This window comes from Sphingobium lactosutens (genome assembly GCF_013393185.1).
GTDB classification, from domain to species: Bacteria; Pseudomonadota; Alphaproteobacteria; order Sphingomonadales; family Sphingomonadaceae; genus Sphingobium; species Sphingobium lactosutens_A.
This window is the reverse complement of record NZ_QJQX01000012.1, coordinates 1-22,236: the sequence shown is the minus strand read 5'-3', so window position 1 is coordinate 22,236 and position 22,236 is coordinate 1. Positions and strand designations below refer to the sequence as shown.

Sequence of the window (22,236 nt, the reverse complement as noted above, 5' to 3'; positions counted from 1 at the left end):
GGCTAATTGGGAGTTTGAAACGGTAACATGGCGCGCTGGTACATCATCCACGCCTATTCGGGCTTCGAAAACAAGGTCAAGGAATCGATCCTGTCCGAAGCCGAGCGCATGGGCCTCTCCCAGCTGGTCGAGCAGGTGGAAGTCCCCACCGAGACCGTGACCGAGGTCAAGCGCGGCAAGAAGGTCCAGGTCGAGCGCAAGTTCATGCCCGGCTACGTCCTCGCCAAGCTGGCGATGAACGACGACATCTATCACTTGGTCAAGAATACGCCCAAGGTGACGGGCTTCCTAGGATCGAGCGGCAAGCCGCAGGCGATCAGCGAAGCCGACGCCGCCCGCTATTTCGGCGCCCAGAAGGAAGCCGAGGCCGCGCCCAAGCACAAGGTCAATGTCGATTACGAGATCGGCGACAGCGTCAAGGTGCTGGACGGCCCCTTCGCCAGCTTCAACGGCGTGGTCGAGGAACTGGATTTCGAAAAGAACCGCGTCAAGGTGTCTGTGTCGATCTTCGGTCGCGCTACCCCGGTCGAGCTGGACTTCGAGCAGGTCGAACTGTCGAAATAAGCCGCCGCTTCGGCGGATGCACAAAAGGGTCGCCAGCCTGCCGGGCCGGTGGCCCTTTTTGCATTGGAGCTGGACAAGCTGCTTCCTCCCGTTCGCTTCGGGCGAAGTCGAGAAGCGATAGGACGGCACTGCCCGCTTCTCGACTGCGCTCGAAACGAACGGAGGTGGGGCAGTTCCGCTTCAAGCAACGTGCCGAACCGGCGATTTTGTTTCCCAAAACTCGCCCCTTTCCTTCGGAGGAAAAGATCGCTATAGGCCCGCGCTTCCATGCCGCCCCCGGGCAGCAGGAACATGCGCGGGAGGCTTCCCTGGGGAGCCGTTCGACCGCTAAACTTGAACCGGTGGATTTGCCTGCAAGTCCACCAGCTACAGAGTGAGTGAAAATGGCCAAGAAGATTACGGGCTATATCAAGCTCCAGGTGCCCGCCGGAGCCGCCAACCCCTCGCCGCCGATCGGCCCTGCCCTGGGTCAGCGCGGCGTGAACATCATGGAATTCTGCAAGGCGTTCAACGCCTCGACGGACAAGATGGAAAAGGGCACCCCGCTGCCGACCATCATCACCGTCTTCGCGGACCGTTCGTTCACCTTCGTGACGAAGCAGCCGCCAGCCACCTATCTGATCAAGAAGGCCGTCAACCTGAAGTCGGGTTCCAAGGAACCGGGCAAGGTCGTCGCCGGCAAGATCACCCGCGCCCAGCTCGCCGAAATCGCGCAGACCAAGATGGTCGACCTGAACGCGAACGACATCGACGCGGCGACGAAGATCATCGAAGGCTCCGCTCGCGCGATGGGCCTCGAAGTGGTGGAGGGCTAAGACCATGGCAAAGCTGACGAAGAAGGCGAAGGCCCTGGCCACTGCCGTTGACAAGGAAAAGCTGCACGGCGTAGCCGAAGCGCTGGGCCTGATCAAGACCCACGCGACCGCCAAGTTCGACGAAAGCGTCGAAATCGCAATCAACCTGGGCGTCGACCCGCGTCACGCCGACCAGATGGTCCGTGGCGTCGTCACCCTGCCTGCCGGCACCGGCAAGGACGTCCGCGTCGCCGTGTTCGCCCGTGGCGACAAGGCTGAAGCCGCGACCGCCGCTGGCGCCGACATCGTGGGCGCCGAAGACCTGCTCGAATCGATCCAGGCCGGCAACATCGACTTCCAGCGCGTGATCGCCACCCCCGACATGATGGGTCTGGTGGGTCGCCTCGGCAAGGTTCTGGGCCCCAAGGGCCTGATGCCGAACCCGAAGCTGGGCACCGTCACCCCGAACGTCGCCGAAGCGGTCAAGGCTGCCAAGGGCGGCCAGATCGAGTTCCGCGTCGAAAAGGCCGGCATCATCCACGCCGGTCTGGGCAAGGCGAGCTTCTCGGCCGAAGACCTGCGCAAGAATTTCGACGCCTTCGTCGACGCGATCGTCAAGGCGAAGCCGTCGGGTTCGAAGGGCAAGTACGTCCGCAAGATCGCCCTGTCGTCGTCGATGGGCCCGGGCGTGAAGGTCGATGTGGCGGAAGTCGCATCGATCTGATCCCACGCGGATAACAGGTAAAGGGGCCGCCCTCCCTCCTTGCGAGGGAAGGCGGCTTTCTTATTTTATGAGATCATCCTCCCTGGAAAGGGAGATGGAGGGCGCGGCAGCGCCTGACGGAGGGGTGTCCCCCTCTGGCGGAGGGCAGCCCCTCCCCACTTGCCCGGCAAGTGGTCCCTCCACCGGCAAGGGGGAGGTGAAGACCAAGACGCACGACCTTGCGCCTTGGGTTCCCGTTTCGGGAGCATGGAAAAGGTCTTTGTATCCGTCGGACAATGGCGGGTCGCTTTATCCGATGGAAAACAAGAACATGACATTTGAAACTCTTCCCCCCCTCCTGTCCCAGGCGCTGACTGCCAAGGGGTATGAGGCGCTCACCCCTGTCCAGAGCGAAGTCACCCAGGAGGAAGCGCATGGCCGCGACCTGCTGGTGTCGGCGCAGACCGGATCGGGCAAAACGGTCGCCTTCGGCCTTGCCATGGCAGGCGAATTGCTGGGCGACGCCGATCGCCTTCCCATGCCGGAAAAGCCGCTGGCGCTGGTGATCGCACCGACGCGCGAACTGGCGTTGCAGGTGAGCCGCGAACTGGAATGGCTCTATGGCGCGGCCCGCGCCCGCATCGCGACCTGCGTGGGCGGCATGGACGCCGCCAAGGAGCGCCGCAACCTGTCGCACGGCACCCATATCGTCGTCGGCACGCCGGGCCGCCTGCGCGACCATCTGGAGCGCGGGGCGCTGGACCTGTCGGCCGTGCGCTCCGTCGTGCTCGATGAAGCCGACGAGATGCTCGACATGGGCTTCCGCGAAGATCTGGAGGAAATCCTCGACGGCGCGCCGGAAAGCCGCCGTACCCTGCTCTTCTCCGCCACCATGCCCAAGCCGATCGTGGCGCTCGCCAAGCGTTACCAGCGCGACGCGCTGCGTATCTCGACCATGAGCGAGGAACGCGGCCATGGCGACATCAGCTATCAGGCAGTGACGGTCGCTCCGTCCGACATCGAGAATGCGGTGGTCAACCTGCTGCGCTATCATGAGGCGGAAACGGCGATCCTCTTCTGCGCGACCCGCGACAATGTGCGCCACCTGCATAGCAGCCTGACCGAGCGCGGCTTCGCCGCCGTGGCGCTGTCGGGCGAGCATAGCCAGAATGAGCGCAACCATGCGCTGCAGGCGCTGCGCGACAAGCGGGCAAGGGTCTGCGTCGCCACCGACGTCGCCGCGCGCGGCATCGACCTGCCCTCGCTCAGCCTCGTCGTCCATGTCGAGCTGCCGCGCGATGCGGAAACGATGCAGCACCGGTCGGGCCGCACCGGCCGTGCGGGCAAGAAGGGCACGGCCGTGCTGATCGTGCCCTATCCCCGTCGTCGCCGGGTCGAATCGATGCTGCGTGGAGCGAAGATCCCGGTCGAATGGGGCACTCCGCCGAGCAAGGAAGCGATCCTGGAGCAGGACAATGTCCGCCTGCGCACCACCTTGATGGAAAAGGCGGAGCTGGACGAGGCGGATTGGGCGCTGGGCGCCGAACTGCTGGCCGAGAAGAGCGCCAAGGAAATCGCGGCGATGCTGGTGAAGAGCGCCCGCGCCGCCCTCCCCGCGCCCGAGGAGTTGCTCGACCGCAGCGAAGCGCCGGTGCGCAACGACGGGCCGCGTCCGGGCTTTGAGGACACCCAGTGGTTCCGCATGGACATCGGCCGTCGCCAGAATGCCGATCCGCGCTGGATCCTGCCGCTGATCTGCCGTCGCGGCCATGTGTCGCGCCAGGATATCGGCGCGATCCGGATCACCACCAACGAGACGATGTTCGAAATCCCCAAGGCGATCGCCAGCCGCTTCATCGCATCGATCAAGCGCACCGGCGAAGCCAGCGACGAGGGTGCGGACGTGGCGTTCGAGCCGATCGACGGCGCGCCGCGCGAGCAGGCCCGCGAGCATAAGCGGGCCGGCGGCCGTCCCAATGATCGCGGACCGCGCGCAAATGCGCCGGGCGGCTACGCGCCCCGTCCCTTCAAGGGCGGACCCAAGCGTGGCGGCCCCGGCGGACCGCGCAAACCGCGCTGACATCCTGACGCATCGCCAGGCATGAAAGAGGGCCGCCGGTCGGATGACTGGCGGCCCTCTTTTCATTTCCGGTCCTTTGAACGGGGTGACTTCAGCCTGATCCCCCGCTCCGAAGCATCGTCTATCCGACGCCGCAGAGCGTCAGCATCCGCGCCGCCAGTTCCCGTTCGCCCATGACGACATGCGGCACGCCCATACGCTCCAGATGCGCGACTTCGGCGTCCGAATGGGCGCGGGCGATGACCTGGAGATTGGCGTTGAGGTTGCGCGCATGATCGTGGATCGCCGCGCCTTCGAACCCTTCGGGCACCGCGATCAGCAAATGACGCGCCTCGCATATGCCGGCGGCGAGCAGATGCTTGTCCTCCAGCGCATTGCCCTTCACGACCGGGAGGCCGGCCTCTTCGGCCTCCTCCACTCGTTCCGGGTCGCCTTCCACGATGACGAAATGGACCTTGCGTTCGTGCAGACGGCTGGCGATCAGCTTGCCGACACGGCCATAGCCGACCAGGATGACATGGCCGATACGCGGGCGTTCCGAGGCGCCTGAGGTCTGCCTGCCTTCCTCCGTCTCGTCCTCGTCCTTCTTATTCTCGCGCACGATCATCGAGAAGATGATGGGATTGAGGAAGATCGACGCCATCGCGCCGGCCAGGATCAGGTCGCGCGCATCCGGTGGCAGGACGCCGAGCCCCGCGCCGAGCGAGGCGAGGATGAAGGAGAATTCGCCGATCTGGGCGAGGCTGGCAGCAATGGTGAGCGCGGTGACATTGGGATAGCCGAAGGCACGGACGATGCCCCAGGCGGCGATGGACTTGCCGATGACGATAATAAGGATCGTGGCCAGCAGGGGCAACGGATGCTCGATCACGATCGACGGGTTGAAGAGCATCCCCACCGACACGAAGAAGAGGACGGCGAAGGCGTCGCGCAAGGGGAGCGTTTCTTCCGTGGCCCGGCGGCTGAGCGGCGTTTCGCCCAGGATCATGCCGGCGAAGAACGCCCCCAGCGCGAAGGACACGTCAAAGGCGAGGGCCGCACCGAAGGCGACACCCAGCGCGATGGCGAGGACGGCGAGGCGGAACAGCTCGCGCGATCCGGTGTGGACGACCCAGTGGAGCGCCCAGGGAATGACGCGACGGCCGACGATCAGCATTACCGCGACGAAGCCCACCACCTTCAGCAACGTGCCCAGCAGCGGCGCGACGAGCGCTCCTGCCCCGCCGCCTTCGGCATTGTTCATGACGCTGGCGAGCGCGGGGAGCAGGACGAGGGCGAGCACCATCACCAGATCCTCGACGATCAGCCAGCCGACCGCGATGCGACCACGCCGGGTTTCGACCAGATCGGCGCCTTGCAGCGCCCGCAGCAGCACAACGGTGCTGGCGACCGACAGGGCAAGGCCGAAGACGAGGCCGCCCATCAGCGTCCATCCCATGAGGTGGGCAAGGCCCATGCCGAGCAGGGTCGCGACAGCGATCTGGACAATCGCACCGGGGACGGCGATCGCCTTCACCGAAAGCAGGTCCTTCAGCGAGAAATGTAGGCCGACCCCGAACATGAGCAGGATGACGCCGATTTCGGCCAGTTCATTGGCAAGACCGGCATCGGCGACGAAGCCGGGGGTGAAGGGGCCGACCATGATGCCGGCGATGAGATAGCCGACCAGCGGCGAGAGTTTGAGGCGATGGGCGATGGCGCCCATGATGAAGGCAACGACAAGGCCGGCAACGATCGTACCGATAAGGGGCGTGTGATGGGGCATGAATGCCTTTCGATCCAGTCGCCGGGCGCTGCGGGAAAACGCCACGGCGGAAAGCTAACATTTCCGGGTTCATCCAACCATGCCGTTCGTTTCGATCGGGTCGGAAAACAGCAAGTGCGAAACGAACGGCGGTTGGGAAACGCCGATTCTATTCGACGATGGTCATCATCGCCGCAGACAGGGCCACGGCGGCGGCGCCGAGGCCCGCCATGACGACGGGCATGAACCACCAGGGCGGACGACGACGGCCGCGGCGCAGGGATTTGCGGGGCATGAGAAAGCTCCTCTTCCGACGAAAGCCCGTGCATGACGGGCGGGTTCGGGTCGTCAGAAGAAGGCGGGCGGCGCTCTGGCGCGATGCGCCTGGATGAGGTGCAGGCGGCCAGGCGCGTTCGCCTCACCAATGGCGGGAAGGATGGAGGGCCTGCGCCAGAGACCAGGCAGCAACGCCATGGCAAGGCACAGGATCGCAACCGGCGGCAGACCGTCGCCATCGGGCCGGACGGGCTGGGCCACCTGCGTCATGACGCGGGCGCGCGCCTTGAGCACGACTTCGCTGGTCGCAGGGTTGAAGGCCGACCCCTTCAGTCGGCTGAGGGGCGGCCCCAGCGGCGCGAGCGCCGACAGGAGGGTGACGGCGATCAGGGTCCAGACAGCGGCAAGGATCGCGGCGCGGCTGACGCCCGCCCTTTCCCTGCACTTTTCTGTTCCCATATGCTGCATAGGCCGCGCCATTCCCTTCGTCCGGGCCAAGATAGGAAAAGAAAGCGCGGAAAACCAGTCCGGATACTGGCCCCGATCAGTTGACAGGGCCGAGTCATTCCACTAACGGGCCACATTCCCGCGCGGGTCGACAGGATTTCTCCTCGATGATCTGCGTAAAGCAGATTTGAACGAGAAGAGACAAGCCATGTTCGCTATCGTGCGCACGGGCGGCAAGCAGTATCGCGTCGCCGCCGGAGATAAGATCGTCGTTGAAAAGCTGGCTGGCGAAGCCGGCGACAAGGTCACGCTGGACGACGTCCTGCTGGCCGGCGAAGGCGGCGACCTGAAGGACGCTGCAAAGCTGACCGTCGCAGCCGAAATCATCGCGCAGGCGAAGGGCGAGAAGGTCATCGTCTTCAAGAAGCGTCGTCGTCACAACTACCGCCGCAAGAACGGCCATCGCCAGAACCACACGATCCTCAAGATCGTGTCGATCGCCTGAGCGCAGCTGAGATAAGGAGTTTAGGTCATGGCACATAAAAAAGCTGGCGGTTCGTCGCGCAACGGTCGCGATTCTGAGTCGAAGCGCCTTGGCGTGAAGAAGTTCGGCGGTCAGGACGTGATCGGCGGCAACATCATCATTCGCCAGCGCGGCACCCGCGTGTACCCGGGCCGCAATGTCGGCATGGGCAAGGATCACACCCTCTTCGCGCTCGGCGAAGGCAAGGTGGTGTTCCACACCGGCAAGCTCGGCCGCAAATATGTGTCGGTAGACGCGCTGGCCGAAGCCGCGGAATAACGGACGACTTGATGAAGGGTCGTCCTGCGATAGGGGCGATCCTCATGGGTTCGGGTCATTGGTCCGAAACCCTGTCCGAGGGAACAAGGGGCGCTCCTTCCATGTGAGGAGCGCCCCTTTTCCGTTGGGCGAATCCTCCCTCAAAAATCCCTCAAGCCCCTGGAACTGAACCGCTTCTCACGCGTCATGCGGGCGGGGAAAGCTTCCAGAACAGACCGTCGCGAAGCCGTCATGAAAGGCGGTTAACGGCGCGCACAAGAGGAGACGAGAATGTTCGCCCGTACCCCCCGCCTGCTGCTGCGTCCCGGCTGGATGGAAGACGCCCAGGCGCTGACCCAGGCCATCAATGATGGCGCCGTCCTGCGCAACCTGGCGCGCGCGCCCAGCCCCTATGGCCTGGATGACGCCGAAGCCTTTCTGGCGCTGCCCCAGCATCCGCGCCTGCCACGCCTGCTGGCCTTCACCCGCACCCAGGGCGCGCCGCGCCTGGTCGGCGGATGCGGTATCCATCTGGACGAGCAGGGCGTGCCGGAACTGGGCTACTGGATTGCCCGCCCCTATTGGGGGCTGGGCTTCGCGACCGAGGCCGCCCGCGCCGTGCTGGCGATGGCGCGGGCCAACCGCGTCGGCGACATCCGCGCCAACCATTTCATCGACAATGCCGCGTCGGGGAACGTCTTGCGCAAGCTGGGCTTTCGCTTCACGGGACAGATCGAGCAGCGTTACAGCCTGGGCCGGGATGCGCTGGTCGACTGCCTGCTGTTCGAGGAAGGCGAGGACGGGCGAATGACTCCCGACCCGGCGATGGATCTCTACGGAGACGCCATGCCGGCCATGGCGGCCTGATAGAGGCGGCATGATCGTCATCCCCGCGCGGGCGGGGATGACGCCTTATTTCAGGCCATGTCAGGCAATGTCAGGAACGCGGCCGGTCGAACACCCGCGTCGGCTTGCCGCCCAGTTCCGTATCGATGAGCGGCGCAAAGCCCAGTTTCTCCGCCACCTTGATCGACGCCAGATTATCCGGGTCGATGATGCAGCGGAGCGACGGCGAGTCGAGATGGGCATCGGCCCATTCCAATATCGCCTTCATCGCTTCGGTGGCGATCCCCCTGCCCCAAGCCTCCGGGCCGAGCACCCAGCCGGCTTCGGGCACGCCCTCCAGTTCGGGCAGGCCACGCTCGGCGCTGAGGAGGCCGGCTTCGCCGAGGAAGGCGCCGCTGTCGCGCTCCTCGATCACCCACATGCCATAGCCCAGCATCGGCCACATGCCGCCATAGCGCAGCAGGCGGAACCACACCGCCTGCGCATCCTGCGGCAGGCCGCCGATATGGCGCACGACATCGGCGTCACCCCATAATTTCCGACAGGCGACATAATCCTCCACACGATGCGGGCGCAGGATGAGGCGGATGGTTTCCAATATGGGCGCGTGAGTCATGCACGGATAAGAAACCTGCGCCGCCCGTCGGTCAAGCGGCCGGTCGGCAGGCAGGCAGGCATCCGCATATCGCGAAACGGGTCGATCGGGGCATTGAAGAAAGCCGTGGCGATCGGATCATTGTTCAGTCAATGTCACGCTATTGCGCGGTTCGCGCGAAACGAGGGTTGCGCGGCAGGATGGTGGGATCGCCGGGATCAGGGGGCGCCGCCCTTACCTATAATGATGCAAACATGAGTTACTGACGCCTATGTCGATTAGACGCGCCCGCCTACGCCCCGATGAAAGCCGCCTCGTCGCGGTGGAAGCGGCGCGCGACCTGCTGATCGAGGCCGGGCCGCAGGCCGTGACGCTGAAGGCGGTGGCGGGACGTGTCGGGCGAACGCACGCCAATCTGCTTCATCATTTCGGATCTGCGGCGGGACTGCAAAAGGCGCTGGCCGGCCATCTGGCCGAAACGATCACCGCCAAGATCGGCGAGGCCGTCAACGCGGCGCGACGCGGCGAGGTCAGCCCGCGCATCATCGTCGATATGACATTCGACGCTTTCGATCATGAAGGCGCCGGCGCATTGGCGAGCTGGATGCTGGCGTCGGGCAATGAGGATGCGCTCGATCCGGTGGTGGACGCGATTCACCGGCTGGTCGACAAGCTGGCGGCAAGCGCCCTTACCCCCAATATGGGCGAGCTGATCCGCGACAATACACTGATGCTGGTGTTGCTGGCGCTGGGTGATTCGCAGCTGGGCGGGCCGATGGCCGGGGCGCTGGGCCTGCCGCGCGAAAAAGCGCGGGAAATCGCAACCCGGAACCTGTCCTTCGCCTTGATGCAGGAGGCCGCAACGATCGCGGCGCAGGCCAAGGTTTAACTTTGCCTCCAATCGCGCTATTTCTACTTTTCCGCATTCTGTGAGCCGTCGGCGGTTCCAGCCGCCTCCAGAATGCTCTATGGGCGCGCCATGCATTTCCTCGATCAAGCCAAAATCTATATCAAGTCCGGCTGGGGCGGCCCCGGCGCGGTCAGCTTTCGCCGTGAAAAATATGTCGAATATGGCGGCCCGGACGGCGGCAATGGCGGCAAGGGCGGCGACATCATCTTCGAAGCCGTGGCCGGCCTCAACACGCTCATCGACTTCCGCTACACCCAGCATTTCAAGGCGCAGCGCGGCCAGCCCGGCATGGGCAAGAACCGTTATGGCGCGGGCGGCAACGACCTGATCGTCAAGGTGCCGGTCGGCACGCAGATATTGTCCGACCCCCAGCCCATCGAGGGCACGGAGGATGAGGACGGCTATCCCGACTATGAGGATCAGGAGATCCTGGCCGACTTCACCGAGGTCGGACAGCGCGTCACCTTCTTGCGCGGCGGTGACGGCGGCCGGGGCAACCTGTCCTACAAGACTAGCACCAACCGTGCGCCGCGCCAGCATGGCACGGGCTGGCCGGGGCAGGAAATGTGGGTGTGGCTGCGGCTGAAGCTGCTGGCCGACGTCGGCCTTGTGGGCATGCCCAATGCGGGCAAGTCGACGCTGATCAACCAGGTGACGAATACCAAGGCGAAGGTCGGCGCCTATGCCTTCACCACCACCAAGCCGCAGCTGGGCGTGGTGCTGCACCGCGACCGCGAATTCGTGCTGGCCGATATTCCCGGCCTGATCGAGGGCGCCGCCGAGGGCGCGGGCATCGGCGATCGCTTCCTGGGGCATATCGAGCGCTGCCGCGTGCTGCTGCACCTGATCGACGCAACCGGCGACGATCCGGTCGACGCCTTCCGTATCGTGACCGACGAACTGGCGGCCTATGGCGGCGGACTGGAAGACAAGCCGCAGATCGTGGCGCTCAACAAGGGCGACCTGCTGGGGCAGGACCTGATGGAAGACATCGCCGCGCAGCTTCGCGAGGAAGCGGGCGTGGAGGATGTGTTCATCATTTCCGGCGCGACCGGCGAAGGCGTGGGCGCGCTGATGGACGCGGTGCTGCCGATGCTGGATCAGGACGTCGAGGATGAAGAGGATGAGGGGGGCGATGAGGCGGAAGCCACATGGTCGCCGATCTGACGGCGACTAACCCAAACCCGTTCGGTTCGAGCGAAGTCGAGAACCGTTTCGCGCTCCGCTTCTCGACTTCGCTCGAAGCGAACGGATATTCAATCCCGTGACCAACGCCCTCTCCGGTTTCCCCCCTGCCCTTGTTCGCCGCCTGGTCATCAAGATCGGGTCGGCCCTGCTGGTCGATCCAGAGGGACAGGTGCGCGTCGACTGGTTGCGCACGCTGGTCGACGACGTTGCGACACGCAAGGCCGCAGGGCAGCAGGTCATCATCGTGTCGTCGGGCGCGATCGCGCTGGGCGCTCGGCGGCTGAAGCTGTCCAAGGGCGGTCGCGGCAGCCTTGAGGATGCGCAGGCGGCGGCGGCCACCGGGCAGATCGCGCTGTCGCAATGCTGGGCCAGCCTGCTCGCGGAAAAGGGCATCACCGCCGCGCAGATGCTGGTGACGCTGGACGATCTGGAGAATAGGCGGCGCTACCTGAACGCATCGGCCACGCTGGAGCGGCTGGTGGCGCTGGACGTCGTGCCGGTCATCAACGAGAATGACAGCGTGGCCACGACCGAGATCCGCTTCGGCGACAATGACCGGCTGGCGGCGCGTATCGGACAGGCGGCACGGGCTGACGCGGTTGCGCTGCTTTCCGATGTGGACGGGCTTTACACCGCCAACCCGCACGCCGATGCCAGCGCCATGCTGATAGAGACAATCGAGACGATCGACGCGCGGATCGCGGCGATGGCCGACGGCGGCTCCGCGTCGGGCATGGGGTCGGGCGGAATGGTGTCGAAAATCCAGGCGGCGCGCATCGCCACCGGCGCAGGCGCGCATCTGGCCATCATTTCGGGCAAGGTGGATGCGCCTCTGTCCCACTGGGCCAATGGCGGGCGCGGCTCGATCTTCCTCGCCGCGCAAGGGAAAGGCGCGCGCAAGGGCTGGCTGGCGGGCCGGCTGACGACGCGCGGGCGGGTCATCGTCGATGCAGGCGCGGAAAAGGCGCTGGGCAAGGGCAACAGCCTGCTGCCCGCCGGGGTCGCGCAGGTCGAGGGCGTGTTCGATCGCGGCGACGTGGTCGACATCGTCGCGCAGGACGGCCGGGTGATCGCGCGCGGCCTGATCGAATATGACAGCGAGGCGGCAGCGAAGATCGCCGGACGCCGCAGCGAGGATATCGCCGCACTGCTGGGCGAAATGCCGCGGTCCGTCTTGATCCACCGCGATCATATGGCGATGGTCTGATCGTGACGCCTTTCCGTATTGCCATGACGGGCGCGACGGGCTTCGTCGGCGCCGAGGTGCTGGAGCAGGCGCTGGGCGAAGGGCTGCGCGTCAATGCGCTGACCCGCCGGGCGCAACCGCCGCGCGCGAAGCTGAAATGGGTGCCGGGGTCGCTGGAGGATGCGGCCGCGCTCGATACGCTGGTGCGCGATGCCGATGCGGTGGTGCATATCGCCGGGGTCGTGAATGCGCCCGACCGCGAGGGGTTCGAGGCGGGCAATGCGCGCGGCACGGTGGCGGTGATCGACGCGATGCGCCGGCGCGGGATCAAGCGGCTGGTGCATGTGTCCTCGCTCGCCGCGCGCGAACCGCAGCTGTCGCATTATGGCTGGTCCAAGGAACTGGCCGAACGCCATGTGAAGGCGAGCGGCCTCGACTGGACGATCGTGCGGCCGCCGGCCATTTACGGGCCGGGCGATCGGGAAATGCTGGAACTGTTCCGCATGGCCAAGCGCGGCATCATGATGCTGCCGCCTGGCGGACGGCTGTCGGTCATCCATGTCGGCGATCTCGCGCGGCTGCTGCTGGCACTGGCGCAGGAGAAGGAATATAGCCTGACCCGCACCTTCGAGGTCGACGACGGAACGCCCGATGGCTGGGATCACAAGGATTTCGGCGCGGCGATCGGGCAGGCAGTGGGACGGACCGTGAAAACGGTGGCGACGCCCGAGTGGCTGCTGAGCCTCGCCGCGCGGACAGATCGCCTGGTGCGCGGACGCAAGGCGAAGCTGACGCCGGACCGGGTCGATTATTTCTGCCATCCCGACTGGGTCGTCACCCAGCGCAGGCAGCCGCCCAGGCGGCTGTGGATGCCGCAAATGCCGACCGAGGAAGGGTTGAAGGCCACGGCCGAGGCCTATCGGGAGAAGGGTTGGCTGTAGGGCTGCGAGGACCGGGCTGTCACGCCAGCGCGGCGAGGCTGCGGCCCCGGTCCCTGTCCTTGGGACGGCCGAAACCGGCCAGCAGTTGCTGGAGTTCCAGCCGGTTGGGAATGAAGAGCGTCACGCCATCGACCTGAACTGGGCAGCGGGTTTCAGGCTGGACCTCGCGCCAGCCCGTCGTCGAGCGATAGCGAAAACCGGCCATGAACTCGACCGGGAGCGGCGCTTCCCGCCAGGTACCGAAGAGGTCGGATCGGAAGCACTCGCTACCTGTATCCCGCCGAGCTTCCACGCCAATGGCGGGCAGGATGCGCAAGGCGTCATCGACGCTCAGCAGCACGTCCACATCGGCCACCCTTCCGGCATCCGCGCCATGCAGGGCGACCGCCGCGCTGGCGATGATCCACCAGCGATCGTTGGCTGCGCTCATCACCGACCCGACCGCCTTCAGCGACGTCGCCAGCGCCGGATCGATCCCTGCCCCTGCCCGGTTTGCCGGGGCTTGGCTGGAACCGACAGGCAAAGGCGGCTCGTTCGGCATCGCCTAGATGCGATCCTCCAGCGCGGGCTTCTTGGCGCGCTGTTCGGCGAGAAATTCGCTGATCGCCTGGCCGCTGGCGTTAAGCAACGGATAGGTGCGCGCGTCGCTCAGCCAGTCGGGACGGCGCGCGCCGCTGCCGTAGAAAGTGTCGTAGACGAGGCTGAAGGCGAGGAAGAGGAGGGTCGCGCCGATCAGCCCCTTCACCGCGCCGAAGCCCGCTCCCAGTACCCGATCGACGGGGCCGAGGATCGACTGGCGCGTGCGGCGGCCGATGGCATGGGCGATCAGCTTGCCGATGCCGAAGGTGACGCCGAAGACGAGGATCAGCGCCAGCACCGCCGCGCCGCTGGGGCTGCTGACGAAGGCGCTGAGCAGTTCGGCGGCCGAGGCGTGGAACAGGCGGATGGCGAAGATCGCCAACACCCAGGCGATCAGCGACAGCGTTTCCAGCACGAAGCCGCGCATGAGGCCCAGCACGGCGCAACCGCCGATGGCGGCGAGGACGAGAATATCGATGGCGTTCATTGCCAGCGTGGCTATCCGCGTCCCAGCATCTGGTCAACCAGCCCTGCAAGCGTGCGAAAACCGCTGACGGCGATTCCCTTGATCCCGTCCGCCGCCGACGCCGGGATGAAGGCGCGGTTAAAGCCCAGCTTGGCAGCTTCGCGCAGGCGCAGCGGCGAGTGGGAGACGGGGCGGATCTCGCTCGACAGCGCGATTTCGCCGAACAGCACGACATCGACCGGCACCGGCCGTTCCGACATGGCGGAGATTAGCGCAGCCGCGACGGCCAGGTCGGCCGCCGGGTCCGTCAGGCGATAGCCGCCCGCGACGTTGAGATAGACTTCGCAGGTCGAGAAGCTGAGACCGCAGCGCGCTTCCAGCACGGCGAGGATCATGGCGAGCCGCCCGCTGTCCCAGCCGACGACCGCGCGCCGGGGCGTTGCCCCGCTGGAAAGGCGAACGACCAGCGCCTGGATTTCGACCAGTACCGGCCGCGTCCCTTCCAGCGCGGGGAAGACGGTCGCGCCCGTCACCGTCTCGTCGCGGTTGGTGAGGAACAGGGCGGAAGGATTGGCGACTTCCTCAAGTCCCTCCGCGACCATGGCGAAGACGCCGATCTCGTCGGTGCCGCCAAAGCGATTCTTGACCGCGCGCAGGATGCGATATTGATGGCTGCGCTCGCCCTCGAAGGCCAGCACGGTGTCGACCATATGTTCGAGCACGCGCGGGCCGGCGATGCTGCCATCCTTGGTCACATGGCCGACGAGGATCAGCGCGGTGCCGCGCTGCTTGGCGAATTTGATGAGTTCCTGACTTGAGGCGCGCACCTGGCTGACGGTGCCGGGCGCGCCTTCGATCAGGTCGCTGTGCATGGTCTGGATCGAATCGATGATGAGCAGCGCGGGCGGCGGCCCATCCCCCAGTGTCGTGAGAATGTCACGGACGGAGGTGGCGCTGGCGAGTTGAACCGGCGCGTTGCCGAGACCAAGGCGCTGGGCGCGCAGGCGGACCTGGTCGGCCGCTTCCTCGCCGCTGATATAGGCGACCGACAGCCCGCGCGACGCAATGCGCGCCGCCGCCTGGAGCAACAGGGTCGACTTGCCGATGCCCGGATCGCCGCCGATCAGGGTTGCGGAGCCATGGACGATGCCGCCGCCCAGCGCCCGGTCGAACTCGGCAATGCCAGTGCTGGTCCGCGGCGGCAATTCGACTTCGCTGTCGAGGCCGACCAGGGTGATGGCGCGTCCGCCATTTTGCAGGTCATGGCGCTGCGAGAAGACGGTTTCGGCCGCTTCCTCGACGATGCTGTTCCATTCGCCGCAATCCTCGCACTGGCCCTGCCACCGGCTGGCGACAGTGCCGCATTGCTGACAGACGAATTTGCGTTTTGCCTTGGCCATGGCACGGATATGCCGAGGGCGTGCGAACATTGCAAGAACATCGATGCGGAAGCTGGAAACATCCGTCCTGCTGGCGCATTGAAACGACATGAGAACGATCCGCGTCGCCAGCTATAATATCCGCAAGGCCATCGGCACCGATCGGCGCCGGGTGCCCGAACGGGTGCTGGAGGTGCTGGCGGAGGTCGATGCCGACATCGTCGCCTTGCAGGAGGCGGATCGGCGTTTCGGCGTGCGCTCGGCCGCGATTCCGCCGCTGCTGATGGACAATCAGAGCTGCTACAAGCCCGTGCCGCTCAACGTGCAGGTCGACTCCATGGGCTGGCACGGCAACGCCATATTGGTGCGCAAGGAGGCGCAGATCGCCGCGCATGACGTGCTGCACCTTCCCTATCTGGAACCGCGCGGCGCAACCATGGCCGAGGTGACGCTGAAAGGCGCATCGGTGCGGGTGTTCGGCATGCATCTCGACCTGTCGGGCCTGTGGCGGCGGCGACAGGCGGCGGCGGTAATCCATGCGGCGGCGCAGGGGCAGGAGATGCCGACCGTGCTGATGGGCGACCTTAACGAATGGAGCGCGGGGCGCGGCTGCCTGGCCGATTTTGCGCGCCATTACAGCTTCGCGCCGTGTGGGCGGAGCTTCCATGCGCGGCGGCCGGTGGCGCGGCTGGACCGGATCATGCATTGCGGGAAGCTGAAGCTCAGGGATTGCGGCGTGCATGAAAGCGCGGCAGCGCGAACCGCGTCGGACCATCTGCCGATCTGGGCGGAATTTGCGGTTGGGTGAGTGCGATCTGAGTGAAAGAGGCGTGGGACAATCCATCCCCTCGACAATTTTCCCATACTCTGCGACGCTTAGCGCATGAAGGAGCGGGAACTGCGGCTGGCGCTGGTCTGCTATGGCGGCATCAGCCTGGCGATCTACATGCATGGCATCACCAAGGAAGTGTGGCGGCTGGCGCGGGCGAGCCGGGCCTTTCACGACCATGCACCGGCCGGCACGGGCAGCGAGGCCGTCTATCGGCAGATGCTGGAGGCGATCGAGGCGCAGAGCGGCATCCGGCTGCGGGTCATGCCCGACATCATCGCGGGCGCGAGCGCGGGCGGGATCAACGGCATCTTCCTGGCGCAGGCGATCGAAACCGGCCAGTCGCTGGAGCCGCTGACCGACCTGTGGCTGGACAATGCCGATGTCGACAGGCTGCTCGACCCCGATGCGCGGCCGGCGCGGGCCATGACGAAATTCTGGGCCACCCCGCTCGTCTGGATGGCGGCGCGGCGGCCGGGCGATGCGGTGGAGCGCACCGTCGCCCCCGACACGCGCGAGGAAGTGCGGATGAAGCTGTCCCGCTTCATCCGGTCGCGCTGGTTCGAGCCGCCCTTTGGCGGAGAGATTTTCTCCAACATGCTGATTGACGCTTTCGACGCGATGGCGGCGGCGGAGAAGGGGCTGCCGCTGCTGCCTGACGGCCATCCGCTCGATCTGTTCGTCACCGTCACCGATTTCGAGGGGCATCCGCAGAGCCTGAACCTCAACAGCCCGCCACAGGTAATCGAGACGGAGCATCGGCTGTCGATCGGCTTTCGCGCGCGTGGCCGGGGCGAACGGCTGTTCGCCGACCCGGCCGAACTGGTCTTCGCCGCGCGGGCGACGGCAAGCTTTCCCGGCGCCTTCCCGCCCTTCACCGTGCGCGAACTGGACCGGGTGCTGGCGCGCAAGCATCGCAACTGGCCGACCCGCGACGCCTTCCTCGCCCGCGCCCTGCCCCGCCATGTGGCGCGCGGGACGGCCGAGGATGCGGTGCTGATCGACGGGTCGGTGCTGGCCAATGCGCCCTTCGCCCAGGCGATCGGCGCGCTGCGCAACCGCCCGTCGCGGCGCGAGGTCGACCGGCGCTTCGTCTATATCGATCCCAAGCCCGGCATCCGGTCGATCCGGCTGAACAAGGAGGGCGAGCAGGAGGATGCCCCGACCGGTGAGGCCGCGCCCCTGCCCGGCTTCTTCCGCACCATTTTCGGCGCGCTGAGCGACATTCCGCGCGAGCAGCCGATCCGCGACAATCTGGAGGCGATCGACCGCCATTCCGCGCGCATCCGGCGGATGCGGCGCATCCTCGACGCGCTGCGGCCGGGCATAGAGGAGGAGGTGGAGGGCGCGATCGGGCGGATGCTGTTCCTCGACCGGCCGACCCCGGCACGGCTGTCGGCCTGGCGCGCCAAGGCGCAGCAACGGGCGGCGAGCGCGGCGGGCTTTGCCTATCCGGCCTATGGGCATCTGAAACTGTCGGGCATCGTCGAATCGCTTTGCGCCCTGCTCTTCCGCCTGTCGGGCGAGGACAGCGCGATGATGCGCGAAACCTATCGCCAGGCGATCTGGGCGGAGATCCGCAAGATGGGCGCCGATCATCTGGGCGAAGGCAATGGATCGGCGGCGGCGCCGGTCGCCTTCTTCCGCGCGCATGACCTTGCCTATCGCATCCGCCGCCTGCGCTATCTGGCGCGGCGGCTGGCCGATACGCTGGAACTGGAGGCGGACGCCGACGATCCGGCGGTGCAGGCGATGCACGACGCCATCTATGGCGCGCTATCGCTCTATGCCGAGTGCGAGGAGAGCGACTTTCACGGGCCGGCGATGGTCGAAGCTGCCAAGGCGGTGCCGACCGACGCCGCCGCCGCGTTGGAAGCGATCGCGACGGCGCGGGGCCTCAAGGCGCGGGATGATTCGGCCGACCTGATGCTGGCGGAAGCCTTTGCCGGACTGCCCAAAGCGGGGCGGCGGACGATGCTGCTCGCCTATCTCGGCTTTCCCTTCACCGATATCGCGACATTACCGTTGCTCCAGGGTGACACTCTGGACGAATATGATCCGGTCAAGGTCGACCGCATCTCGCCCGAAGACTGCACCGCGATCCGCAGCGGTGGGGCGGAAGCGACGCTCAAAGGCATAGAATTCAACAATTTCGGCGCCTTTTTTAGCAGGGTCTATCGCGAGAATGACTATCTTTGGGGGCGGCTCCATGGCGTCGAGCGGCTTCTGGATATCGTGAATTCGGCAACACCTGTGGCAAGCCGTCTTTCCCCCGCGATACTCGCCGACTATAGGCGGGCCGCGTTTCTGGCGATCCTCGACGAGGAAGAGTCGCGGCTGCCGCATGTTGCGGATCTGATCGCCAGCCTGCGGGAGGAAATCGGTTGAGCAAGCGGGTGGTGCTGGTTCCGATGGTCATGATGCTGGCGCTTGCCGGTGGATGCCGCGCGTCGGACGACGGCGCCCAGGCGGACAATGGCGTGCCGACGCCGCCGCTGGTCGCAGCCGCCCCCGACAATGCCGTGCCGCCCCCGCCGGCGCCGCCCGTCACCCCGCCCAAGCCCGGCCCGATCGTCACCGTCCGCGCCCAGCCCGCGCCCTATTTCCCGCTCGACCTGCCGCCGTCCGACGTGGCGGCAAGCGCCGCGCCCTTCCCGCGCGAAGTCACCGAGTTCATGGTCGCCCGCGACGGGTGCGACCATTTCCGGGGCGAGGAACCCTATGACGCGGAACGCCGCGCCTATATCGAGGAAAGCATCGCCGAACTGTGCCAGGGCACCGACGCGAAGCTGGCCATGCTGCGCCGCCGCTATGCCGGCGACCCGTCGGTCATCTCCGCCCTCAAGGGTTATGAGGACCGGATCGAGGCACCGCAATCCTATTGATCCTCAGCCCAGCAGCCGCTCGATCGCGTGGGCGAGGTCGATGTCGCGCTGCGACAGGCCACCGGCGTCATGGGTAGTCAGCACGATGTCGACCCGGTTGTAGACGTTCGACCATTCGGGATGATGGTCGGCCTTTTCCGCCAGGATCGCGACGCGGGTCATGAAACCGAAGGCGGCGTTGAAGTCGGCGAAGGTGAAGCGGCGCGAAATCCCTTCCGGCTCCGCGACCGGCGTCCATTCCGGCAAGTCGGCGAGCGCCAGCGCGCGTTCCTCTTCGGTCAATCTGGCAATCATGTCCTGTCCTTATCCCATGGCCTGAGGCGGCGTGCCGGCCGCGATTTCCGGGCGGGCCAATGTTCCCTTTCCCGCGATATGCCTTTATGTGGCAGCCATGTCATCCAACGGTCAATCGCCCCGCTTCGCCCCCACCAGGGAAGAGATTGAAACGCTCGCCCTGGCGGCGCTCAGTCGCCTGCCCGCGCCGTTCAGCGAGCATCTGGCCGATGTCCTGCTGTTCGTCGAGGAGTTCGCCGACGCCGGCATATTGAAAGAGATGGAACTGGACGATCCGTTCGAGCTGACCGGCCTCTATAGCGGCCGGACCGTCGGACAGGAGGCCCAGACCGGAGACATGCCGCCGACCGTGCACCTGTTCCGCCGGCCGCTGCTGGACGAATGGGTCGAGACCGGCGTGCCGCTCGACGCGCTCATCACCCATGTGGTGGTGCATGAGATCGGCCATCATTTCGGCCTGTCCGACATCGACATGCATGTGCTGGAGGACATGGTCACTTTATGACCGGCGCGATGTTGCGCCTGACCGACGTCGCCTGCCTGCGCGGCGGGCGGATGCTGTTCCGGGGCGTCGGCCTGACGCTGACGCCGGGTGGCGGGGCGTTGCTGACCGGCCCGAACGGCGTGGGCAAATCGAGCCTGCTGCGGGTCTGCGCCGGGCTGCTGCCGGCCTTTGCCGGGACGGTGGAGCGATCGGGCGGCATCGCCCTGACCGACGAGCGGCTGGCGCTCGATGCTGACCTGCCCTTGGCGAGGGCGCTGGAGTTCTGGGCGCGGCTGGACCGGGCCGGGCCGGATGCCGTCGTCGCCGCGCTGGAGGCGATGGCACTGACGCCGCTGGCGCAGGTGCCGGTGCGGATGTTGTCCACCGGGCAGCGCAAGCGGGCGATGTTGGCGCGGGTGATTGCGAGCGGCGCGGGCATATGGCTGCTGGACGAGCCGGGGAACGGGCTGGACGTCGCGTCGCTGGACCTTCTGGGCCGGGCGGTGGCGGGCCATCTGGCGGCAGGCGGGATCGTGGTCGCCGCGTCGCACCAGCCCTTGCCGATCGCGGCGCCGTTGACGCTGCATCTAGCCGATTATCAGGCGGAATCGGCATGAGGATGCTCTGGCTGCTCGCGGCGCGCGACCTGCGCCAGGCCTGGGCTTCGGCGGGGCTGTGGCTGCCGGTCGCCTTCCTGCTGCTGGTCGCCAGCCTCTATCCCTTCGCGGTCGGGCCGGATGCCGCGCTGCTGGCGCGGACTGGCGGGGGCATGTTGTGGATCGCAGCGCTGCTCGCAAGCCTGCTGCCGGTCGACCGGCTGGTCGCGCCGGATCGCGATGCCGGCGTGCTGGACCAGATCGCGCTGCGCGGCATCGGCGAGGAAATGGTGGTGATGGCGCGGCTGGTGGCGCACTGGCTGGGCTTCGGCCCGCCATTGATGATCGCCACCCTGCCCGCAGCCGCGCTGCTGAAGCTGGAGGCCGGAACGATCGTCAGGCTGGAGATCGGGTTGGCTGTAGGGACGCCGGCGCTCGCGGCGCTGGGGCTGCTGGTGGCGACACTGACCGCCGGACTGCGGTCGAGCGGGGCGCTGGCGGGACTGCTGGCGCTGCCGCTGGCGGTGCCGCTGCTGATCTTCGGCGCGGGGACGCTGGGCGATGGCAGCGGGGCGGCGCTCAAATTCCTGGGCGCGGCGTCGCTGCTGCTGGTGGCGATCACCCCCTTTGCCGGCGGCGCGGCGATCCGGGCCGGGCGGGAATAGGATTTCGCTCGCTTAACTTCGCACATGTCCCGCAGATTTTGACATATTGTTACGCCGGACCGGTCCTATCGGAATGTCCGGTGTGAGGCGTGTCAGGCTTATCGCATAAGGACGGGGTGTAGGACAGAGGGCGGGTAACGACCAGTTTCAGACCTTAGAACCGTTCCGGGTCCGCTCAGAAAGCTGCCGCTTGGCCTGCGCGATTGCTTCCTTCAGCTTGCTGTATCGGAATGCGCCAACGCTAAAGGAGTCGATCGGTCGGCGCAAAATCCCAAGGTTCGCCATTTCGGTCACTTCCGCTTCAGAGAGTGGTGCTAGCCCCAGTCCCGGTCCATTTCCCAGTTCCACATTCGTTGTCACGATGCATTCTCCGTGCGAGCAGCATGCGACATAGCAACTATCTTTGCCCGATCTTGCCTCAGGAATCGGCTACGATTCTGGAATGCCTTGCCGCTGACTTGGCCGTCGGCAAACTCGCGCGCTAACAAGCGCTCGTTCCTTTCCACAACTCTCTTTAAGGCCTTGAGGCTTTCGCCATAATCAGCCGTTTTCCCTGCACGTTCCTGGGCGAAGACATGGGGGCCATGCTCAGGATACGGAGTAGCGTTGACTAGCTGCCGGGTATGTAGAGAGGCGTCGCGATGAAATTCATACGCCGCACCGCTTACAGCTATTTCAGCGTTCATAATGGAAATTTGCTCTTGCGCGAGCAAGGAATTGAGGTCGCGATGTTGCCAATCAGGCTGAACACATCCGCCATCGTCTTCCCACGAGTTTATACTGAGGTCGCGTGAAGAAGTGTTATCTTTCGGCCGGGCCATAATGCTGCTCCTCTGCGTTTAAGCGGGAGCGCGTCACATCTCTCAGCCGTCCACATGCTGAATTTGCTGAACGGTGGAGGATAGATGGTAAGTCGGTCAGCAAATTACAATCAGTATGGCGGGAGCGTGCGTGGTTCGCTCTGTCCATCGGATCACCGAAAGCGGCTGTTCCCCTTTCCACCC

The 22,236-nt window shown here is 65.9% G+C and carries 27 protein-coding genes; 17 read left to right on the top strand and 10 right to left on the bottom strand.

Annotation, left to right across the window (positions count from 1 at the left end; translation table 11 throughout):
• Positions 1–27: 27 nt before the first annotated feature.
• The 4 genes from nusG (at position 28) to DM806_RS00190 (ending at position 4,141) form a co-directional block, all read left to right on the top strand.
• Positions 28–564, top strand: a complete 537-nt coding sequence (gene nusG / locus DM806_RS00205) for a transcription termination/antitermination protein NusG (protein ID WP_179041269.1) — start codon at positions 28–30, stop codon at positions 562–564.
• A 383-nt stretch (positions 565–947) separates the two neighbouring features.
• Positions 948–1,379, top strand: coding sequence for a 50S ribosomal protein L11 (gene rplK / locus DM806_RS00200; protein WP_179041268.1), 432 nt, complete (start codon positions 948–950; stop codon positions 1,377–1,379).
• Positions 1,380–1,383: 4 nt separating this feature from the next.
• Positions 1,384–2,082 carry a 50S ribosomal protein L1 gene (gene rplA, locus DM806_RS00195; RefSeq protein ID WP_179041267.1) on the top strand — a complete coding sequence of 233 codons (699 nt, stop codon included), beginning with the start codon at positions 1,384–1,386 and terminating at the stop codon, positions 2,080–2,082.
• Between the two features lie 310 nt (positions 2,083–2,392).
• On the top strand, positions 2,393–4,141 hold the full coding sequence (locus DM806_RS00190; protein ID WP_179041266.1) for a DEAD/DEAH box helicase: 1,749 nt from the start codon (positions 2,393–2,395) through the stop codon (positions 4,139–4,141).
• Between the two features lie 121 nt (positions 4,142–4,262).
• Here DM806_RS00190 and ybaL read toward each other — a convergent pair whose 3' ends face one another.
• From ybaL to DM806_RS00180, 3 genes are all read right to left on the bottom strand, one after another.
• Positions 4,263–5,906 carry a YbaL family putative K(+) efflux transporter gene (gene ybaL / locus DM806_RS00185; RefSeq protein ID WP_179041265.1) on the bottom strand — a complete coding sequence of 548 codons (1,644 nt, stop codon included), beginning with the start codon at positions 5,904–5,906 and terminating at the stop codon, positions 4,263–4,265.
• A 148-nt stretch (positions 5,907–6,054) separates the two neighbouring features.
• Positions 6,055–6,180, bottom strand: a complete 126-nt coding sequence (locus DM806_RS27045; protein ID WP_256869013.1) for a hypothetical protein — start codon at positions 6,178–6,180, stop codon at positions 6,055–6,057.
• 53 nt (positions 6,181–6,233) lie between these two features.
• Positions 6,234–6,629 (bottom strand): hypothetical protein, encoded by a 396-nt coding sequence (locus DM806_RS00180; protein WP_256869012.1) that lies wholly within the window; start codon positions 6,627–6,629, stop codon positions 6,234–6,236.
• 187 nt (positions 6,630–6,816) lie between these two features.
• Here DM806_RS00180 and rplU point away from each other — a divergent pair, with 187 nt between their 5' ends.
• The 3 genes from rplU (at position 6,817) to DM806_RS00165 (ending at position 8,256) form a co-directional block, all read left to right on the top strand.
• Positions 6,817–7,113, top strand: coding sequence for a 50S ribosomal protein L21 (gene rplU, locus DM806_RS00175; protein WP_004207901.1), 297 nt, complete (start codon positions 6,817–6,819; stop codon positions 7,111–7,113).
• 27 nt (positions 7,114–7,140) lie between these two features.
• On the top strand, positions 7,141–7,410 hold the full coding sequence (gene rpmA, locus DM806_RS00170; RefSeq protein WP_179041264.1) for a 50S ribosomal protein L27: 270 nt from the start codon (positions 7,141–7,143) through the stop codon (positions 7,408–7,410).
• A 270-nt stretch (positions 7,411–7,680) separates the two neighbouring features.
• Positions 7,681–8,256, top strand: coding sequence for a GNAT family N-acetyltransferase (locus DM806_RS00165; protein ID WP_179041263.1), 576 nt, complete (start codon positions 7,681–7,683; stop codon positions 8,254–8,256).
• 70 nt (positions 8,257–8,326) lie between these two features.
• Here DM806_RS00165 and DM806_RS00160 read toward each other — a convergent pair whose 3' ends face one another.
• Positions 8,327–8,851 carry a GNAT family N-acetyltransferase gene (locus DM806_RS00160; RefSeq protein ID WP_179041262.1) on the bottom strand — a complete coding sequence of 175 codons (525 nt, stop codon included), beginning with the start codon at positions 8,849–8,851 and terminating at the stop codon, positions 8,327–8,329.
• Positions 8,852–9,101: 250 nt separating this feature from the next.
• Here DM806_RS00160 and DM806_RS00155 point away from each other — a divergent pair, with 250 nt between their 5' ends.
• The 4 genes from DM806_RS00155 (at position 9,102) to DM806_RS00140 (ending at position 13,055) form a co-directional block, all read left to right on the top strand.
• Entirely contained in the window at positions 9,102–9,719 is a 618-nt protein-coding gene (locus DM806_RS00155) for a TetR/AcrR family transcriptional regulator (RefSeq protein WP_179041261.1), read from the top strand.
• Between the two features lie 90 nt (positions 9,720–9,809).
• Complete coding sequence (obgE, locus tag DM806_RS00150) at positions 9,810–10,907, top strand: GTPase ObgE (protein WP_179041260.1); 1,098 nt, start codon at positions 9,810–9,812, stop codon at positions 10,905–10,907.
• 97 nt (positions 10,908–11,004) lie between these two features.
• Complete coding sequence (gene proB / locus DM806_RS00145) at positions 11,005–12,135, top strand: glutamate 5-kinase (protein WP_179041259.1); 1,131 nt, start codon at positions 11,005–11,007, stop codon at positions 12,133–12,135.
• A gap of 23 nt (positions 12,136–12,158) precedes the next feature.
• Positions 12,159–13,055, top strand: coding sequence for an NAD-dependent epimerase/dehydratase family protein (locus DM806_RS00140; protein ID WP_179041309.1), 897 nt, complete (start codon positions 12,159–12,161; stop codon positions 13,053–13,055).
• A 19-nt stretch (positions 13,056–13,074) separates the two neighbouring features.
• Here DM806_RS00140 and DM806_RS00135 read toward each other — a convergent pair whose 3' ends face one another.
• The 3 genes from DM806_RS00135 to radA are packed head-to-tail and all read right to left on the bottom strand — an operon-like array spanning position 13,075 to position 15,500.
• On the bottom strand, positions 13,075–13,596 hold the full coding sequence (locus tag DM806_RS00135) for a hypothetical protein (protein WP_256869011.1): 522 nt from the start codon (positions 13,594–13,596) through the stop codon (positions 13,075–13,077).
• A gap of 3 nt (positions 13,597–13,599) precedes the next feature.
• Positions 13,600–14,121: a CvpA family protein gene (locus tag DM806_RS00130; RefSeq protein ID WP_179041258.1), complete on the bottom strand. Its 522-nt coding sequence runs from the start codon at positions 14,119–14,121 to the stop codon at positions 13,600–13,602.
• Positions 14,122–14,132: 11 nt separating this feature from the next.
• Complete coding sequence (radA, locus tag DM806_RS00125; RefSeq protein ID WP_179041257.1) at positions 14,133–15,500, bottom strand: DNA repair protein RadA; 1,368 nt, start codon at positions 15,498–15,500, stop codon at positions 14,133–14,135.
• A gap of 88 nt (positions 15,501–15,588) precedes the next feature.
• On the opposite strand from radA, the gene DM806_RS00120 reads away from it, so the two are divergent.
• The 3 genes from DM806_RS00120 (at position 15,589) to DM806_RS00110 (ending at position 19,193) form a co-directional block, all read left to right on the top strand.
• The gene (locus DM806_RS00120; RefSeq protein WP_179041256.1) at positions 15,589–16,287 is read left to right on the top strand and encodes an endonuclease/exonuclease/phosphatase family protein; all 699 of its coding nucleotides are present in this window, start codon (positions 15,589–15,591) and stop codon (positions 16,285–16,287) included.
• 75 nt (positions 16,288–16,362) lie between these two features.
• Positions 16,363–18,696, top strand: a complete 2,334-nt coding sequence (locus DM806_RS00115; RefSeq protein ID WP_179041255.1) for a patatin-like protein — start codon at positions 16,363–16,365, stop codon at positions 18,694–18,696.
• 29 nt (positions 18,697–18,725) lie between these two features.
• Positions 18,726–19,193 (top strand): hypothetical protein, encoded by a 468-nt coding sequence (locus DM806_RS00110; RefSeq protein WP_179041307.1) that lies wholly within the window; start codon positions 18,726–18,728, stop codon positions 19,191–19,193.
• Between the two features lie 3 nt (positions 19,194–19,196).
• On the opposite strand, the gene DM806_RS00105 is transcribed toward DM806_RS00110, so the two are convergent.
• Positions 19,197–19,487, bottom strand: a complete 291-nt coding sequence (locus tag DM806_RS00105) for a 4a-hydroxytetrahydrobiopterin dehydratase (RefSeq protein WP_179041254.1) — start codon at positions 19,485–19,487, stop codon at positions 19,197–19,199.
• A gap of 97 nt (positions 19,488–19,584) precedes the next feature.
• On the opposite strand from DM806_RS00105, the gene DM806_RS00100 reads away from it, so the two are divergent.
• The 3 genes from DM806_RS00100 to DM806_RS00090 are packed head-to-tail and all read left to right on the top strand — an operon-like array spanning position 19,585 to position 21,232.
• Positions 19,585–19,992 carry a metallopeptidase family protein gene (locus tag DM806_RS00100; RefSeq protein ID WP_179041253.1) on the top strand — a complete coding sequence of 136 codons (408 nt, stop codon included), beginning with the start codon at positions 19,585–19,587 and terminating at the stop codon, positions 19,990–19,992.
• Positions 19,989–20,588: a heme ABC exporter ATP-binding protein CcmA gene (gene ccmA, locus DM806_RS00095; protein WP_179041252.1), complete on the top strand. Its 600-nt coding sequence runs from the start codon at positions 19,989–19,991 to the stop codon at positions 20,586–20,588. The genes DM806_RS00100 and ccmA overlap by 4 nt, the downstream gene beginning before the upstream one ends.
• On the top strand, positions 20,585–21,232 hold the full coding sequence (locus DM806_RS00090; protein WP_179041251.1) for a heme exporter protein CcmB: 648 nt from the start codon (positions 20,585–20,587) through the stop codon (positions 21,230–21,232). The genes ccmA and DM806_RS00090 overlap by 4 nt, the downstream gene beginning before the upstream one ends.
• Before the next feature lie 147 nt (positions 21,233–21,379).
• On the opposite strand, the gene DM806_RS00085 is transcribed toward DM806_RS00090, so the two are convergent.
• Both DM806_RS00085 and DM806_RS00080 read right to left on the bottom strand, forming a co-directional pair.
• The gene (locus tag DM806_RS00085; RefSeq protein ID WP_179041250.1) at positions 21,380–21,592 is read right to left on the bottom strand and encodes a hypothetical protein; all 213 of its coding nucleotides are present in this window, start codon (positions 21,590–21,592) and stop codon (positions 21,380–21,382) included.
• Positions 21,589–22,053: a hypothetical protein gene (locus DM806_RS00080; RefSeq protein ID WP_179041249.1), complete on the bottom strand. Its 465-nt coding sequence runs from the start codon at positions 22,051–22,053 to the stop codon at positions 21,589–21,591. The genes DM806_RS00085 and DM806_RS00080 overlap by 4 nt, the downstream gene beginning before the upstream one ends.
• Positions 22,054–22,236 lie beyond the last annotated feature (183 nt).

Excerpts from the sequence above, each read along its gene's own strand:
- nusG (WP_179041269.1), top strand. The coding sequence starts at position 28 with ATGGCGCGCTGGTACATCATCCACGCCTATTCGGGCTTCGAAAACAAG.
- rplK (WP_179041268.1), top strand. The coding sequence starts at position 948 with ATGGCCAAGAAGATTACGGGCTATATCAAGCTCCAGGTGCCCGCCGGA.
- rplA (WP_179041267.1), top strand. The coding sequence starts at position 1,384 with ATGGCAAAGCTGACGAAGAAGGCGAAGGCCCTGGCCACTGCCGTTGAC.
- DM806_RS00190 (WP_179041266.1), top strand. The coding sequence starts at position 2,393 with ATGACATTTGAAACTCTTCCCCCCCTCCTGTCCCAGGCGCTGACTGCC.
- ybaL (WP_179041265.1), bottom strand. The coding sequence starts at position 5,906 with ATGCCCCATCACACGCCCCTTATCGGTACGATCGTTGCCGGCCTTGTC.
- DM806_RS27045 (WP_256869013.1), bottom strand. The coding sequence starts at position 6,180 with ATGCCCCGCAAATCCCTGCGCCGCGGCCGTCGTCGTCCGCCCTGGTGG.
- DM806_RS00180 (WP_256869012.1), bottom strand. The coding sequence starts at position 6,629 with ATGCAGCATATGGGAACAGAAAAGTGCAGGGAAAGGGCGGGCGTCAGC.
- rplU (WP_004207901.1), top strand. The coding sequence starts at position 6,817 with ATGTTCGCTATCGTGCGCACGGGCGGCAAGCAGTATCGCGTCGCCGCC.
- rpmA (WP_179041264.1), top strand. The coding sequence starts at position 7,141 with ATGGCACATAAAAAAGCTGGCGGTTCGTCGCGCAACGGTCGCGATTCT.
- DM806_RS00165 (WP_179041263.1), top strand. The coding sequence starts at position 7,681 with ATGTTCGCCCGTACCCCCCGCCTGCTGCTGCGTCCCGGCTGGATGGAA.
- DM806_RS00160 (WP_179041262.1), bottom strand. The coding sequence starts at position 8,851 with ATGACTCACGCGCCCATATTGGAAACCATCCGCCTCATCCTGCGCCCG.
- DM806_RS00155 (WP_179041261.1), top strand. The coding sequence starts at position 9,102 with ATGTCGATTAGACGCGCCCGCCTACGCCCCGATGAAAGCCGCCTCGTC.
- obgE (WP_179041260.1), top strand. The coding sequence starts at position 9,810 with ATGCATTTCCTCGATCAAGCCAAAATCTATATCAAGTCCGGCTGGGGC.
- DM806_RS00140 (WP_179041309.1), top strand. The coding sequence starts at position 12,159 with ATGACGGGCGCGACGGGCTTCGTCGGCGCCGAGGTGCTGGAGCAGGCG.
- DM806_RS00135 (WP_256869011.1), bottom strand. The coding sequence starts at position 13,596 with ATGCCGAACGAGCCGCCTTTGCCTGTCGGTTCCAGCCAAGCCCCGGCA.
- DM806_RS00130 (WP_179041258.1), bottom strand. The coding sequence starts at position 14,121 with ATGAACGCCATCGATATTCTCGTCCTCGCCGCCATCGGCGGTTGCGCC.
- radA (WP_179041257.1), bottom strand. The coding sequence starts at position 15,500 with ATGGCCAAGGCAAAACGCAAATTCGTCTGTCAGCAATGCGGCACTGTC.
- DM806_RS00120 (WP_179041256.1), top strand. The coding sequence starts at position 15,589 with ATGAGAACGATCCGCGTCGCCAGCTATAATATCCGCAAGGCCATCGGC.
- DM806_RS00115 (WP_179041255.1), top strand. The coding sequence starts at position 16,363 with ATGAAGGAGCGGGAACTGCGGCTGGCGCTGGTCTGCTATGGCGGCATC.
- DM806_RS00110 (WP_179041307.1), top strand. The coding sequence starts at position 18,726 with ATGATGCTGGCGCTTGCCGGTGGATGCCGCGCGTCGGACGACGGCGCC.
- DM806_RS00105 (WP_179041254.1), bottom strand. The coding sequence starts at position 19,487 with ATGATTGCCAGATTGACCGAAGAGGAACGCGCGCTGGCGCTCGCCGAC.
- DM806_RS00100 (WP_179041253.1), top strand. The coding sequence starts at position 19,585 with ATGTCATCCAACGGTCAATCGCCCCGCTTCGCCCCCACCAGGGAAGAG.
- ccmA (WP_179041252.1), top strand. The coding sequence starts at position 19,989 with ATGACCGGCGCGATGTTGCGCCTGACCGACGTCGCCTGCCTGCGCGGC.
- DM806_RS00090 (WP_179041251.1), top strand. The coding sequence starts at position 20,585 with ATGAGGATGCTCTGGCTGCTCGCGGCGCGCGACCTGCGCCAGGCCTGG.
- DM806_RS00080 (WP_179041249.1), bottom strand. The coding sequence starts at position 22,053 with ATGGCCCGGCCGAAAGATAACACTTCTTCACGCGACCTCAGTATAAAC.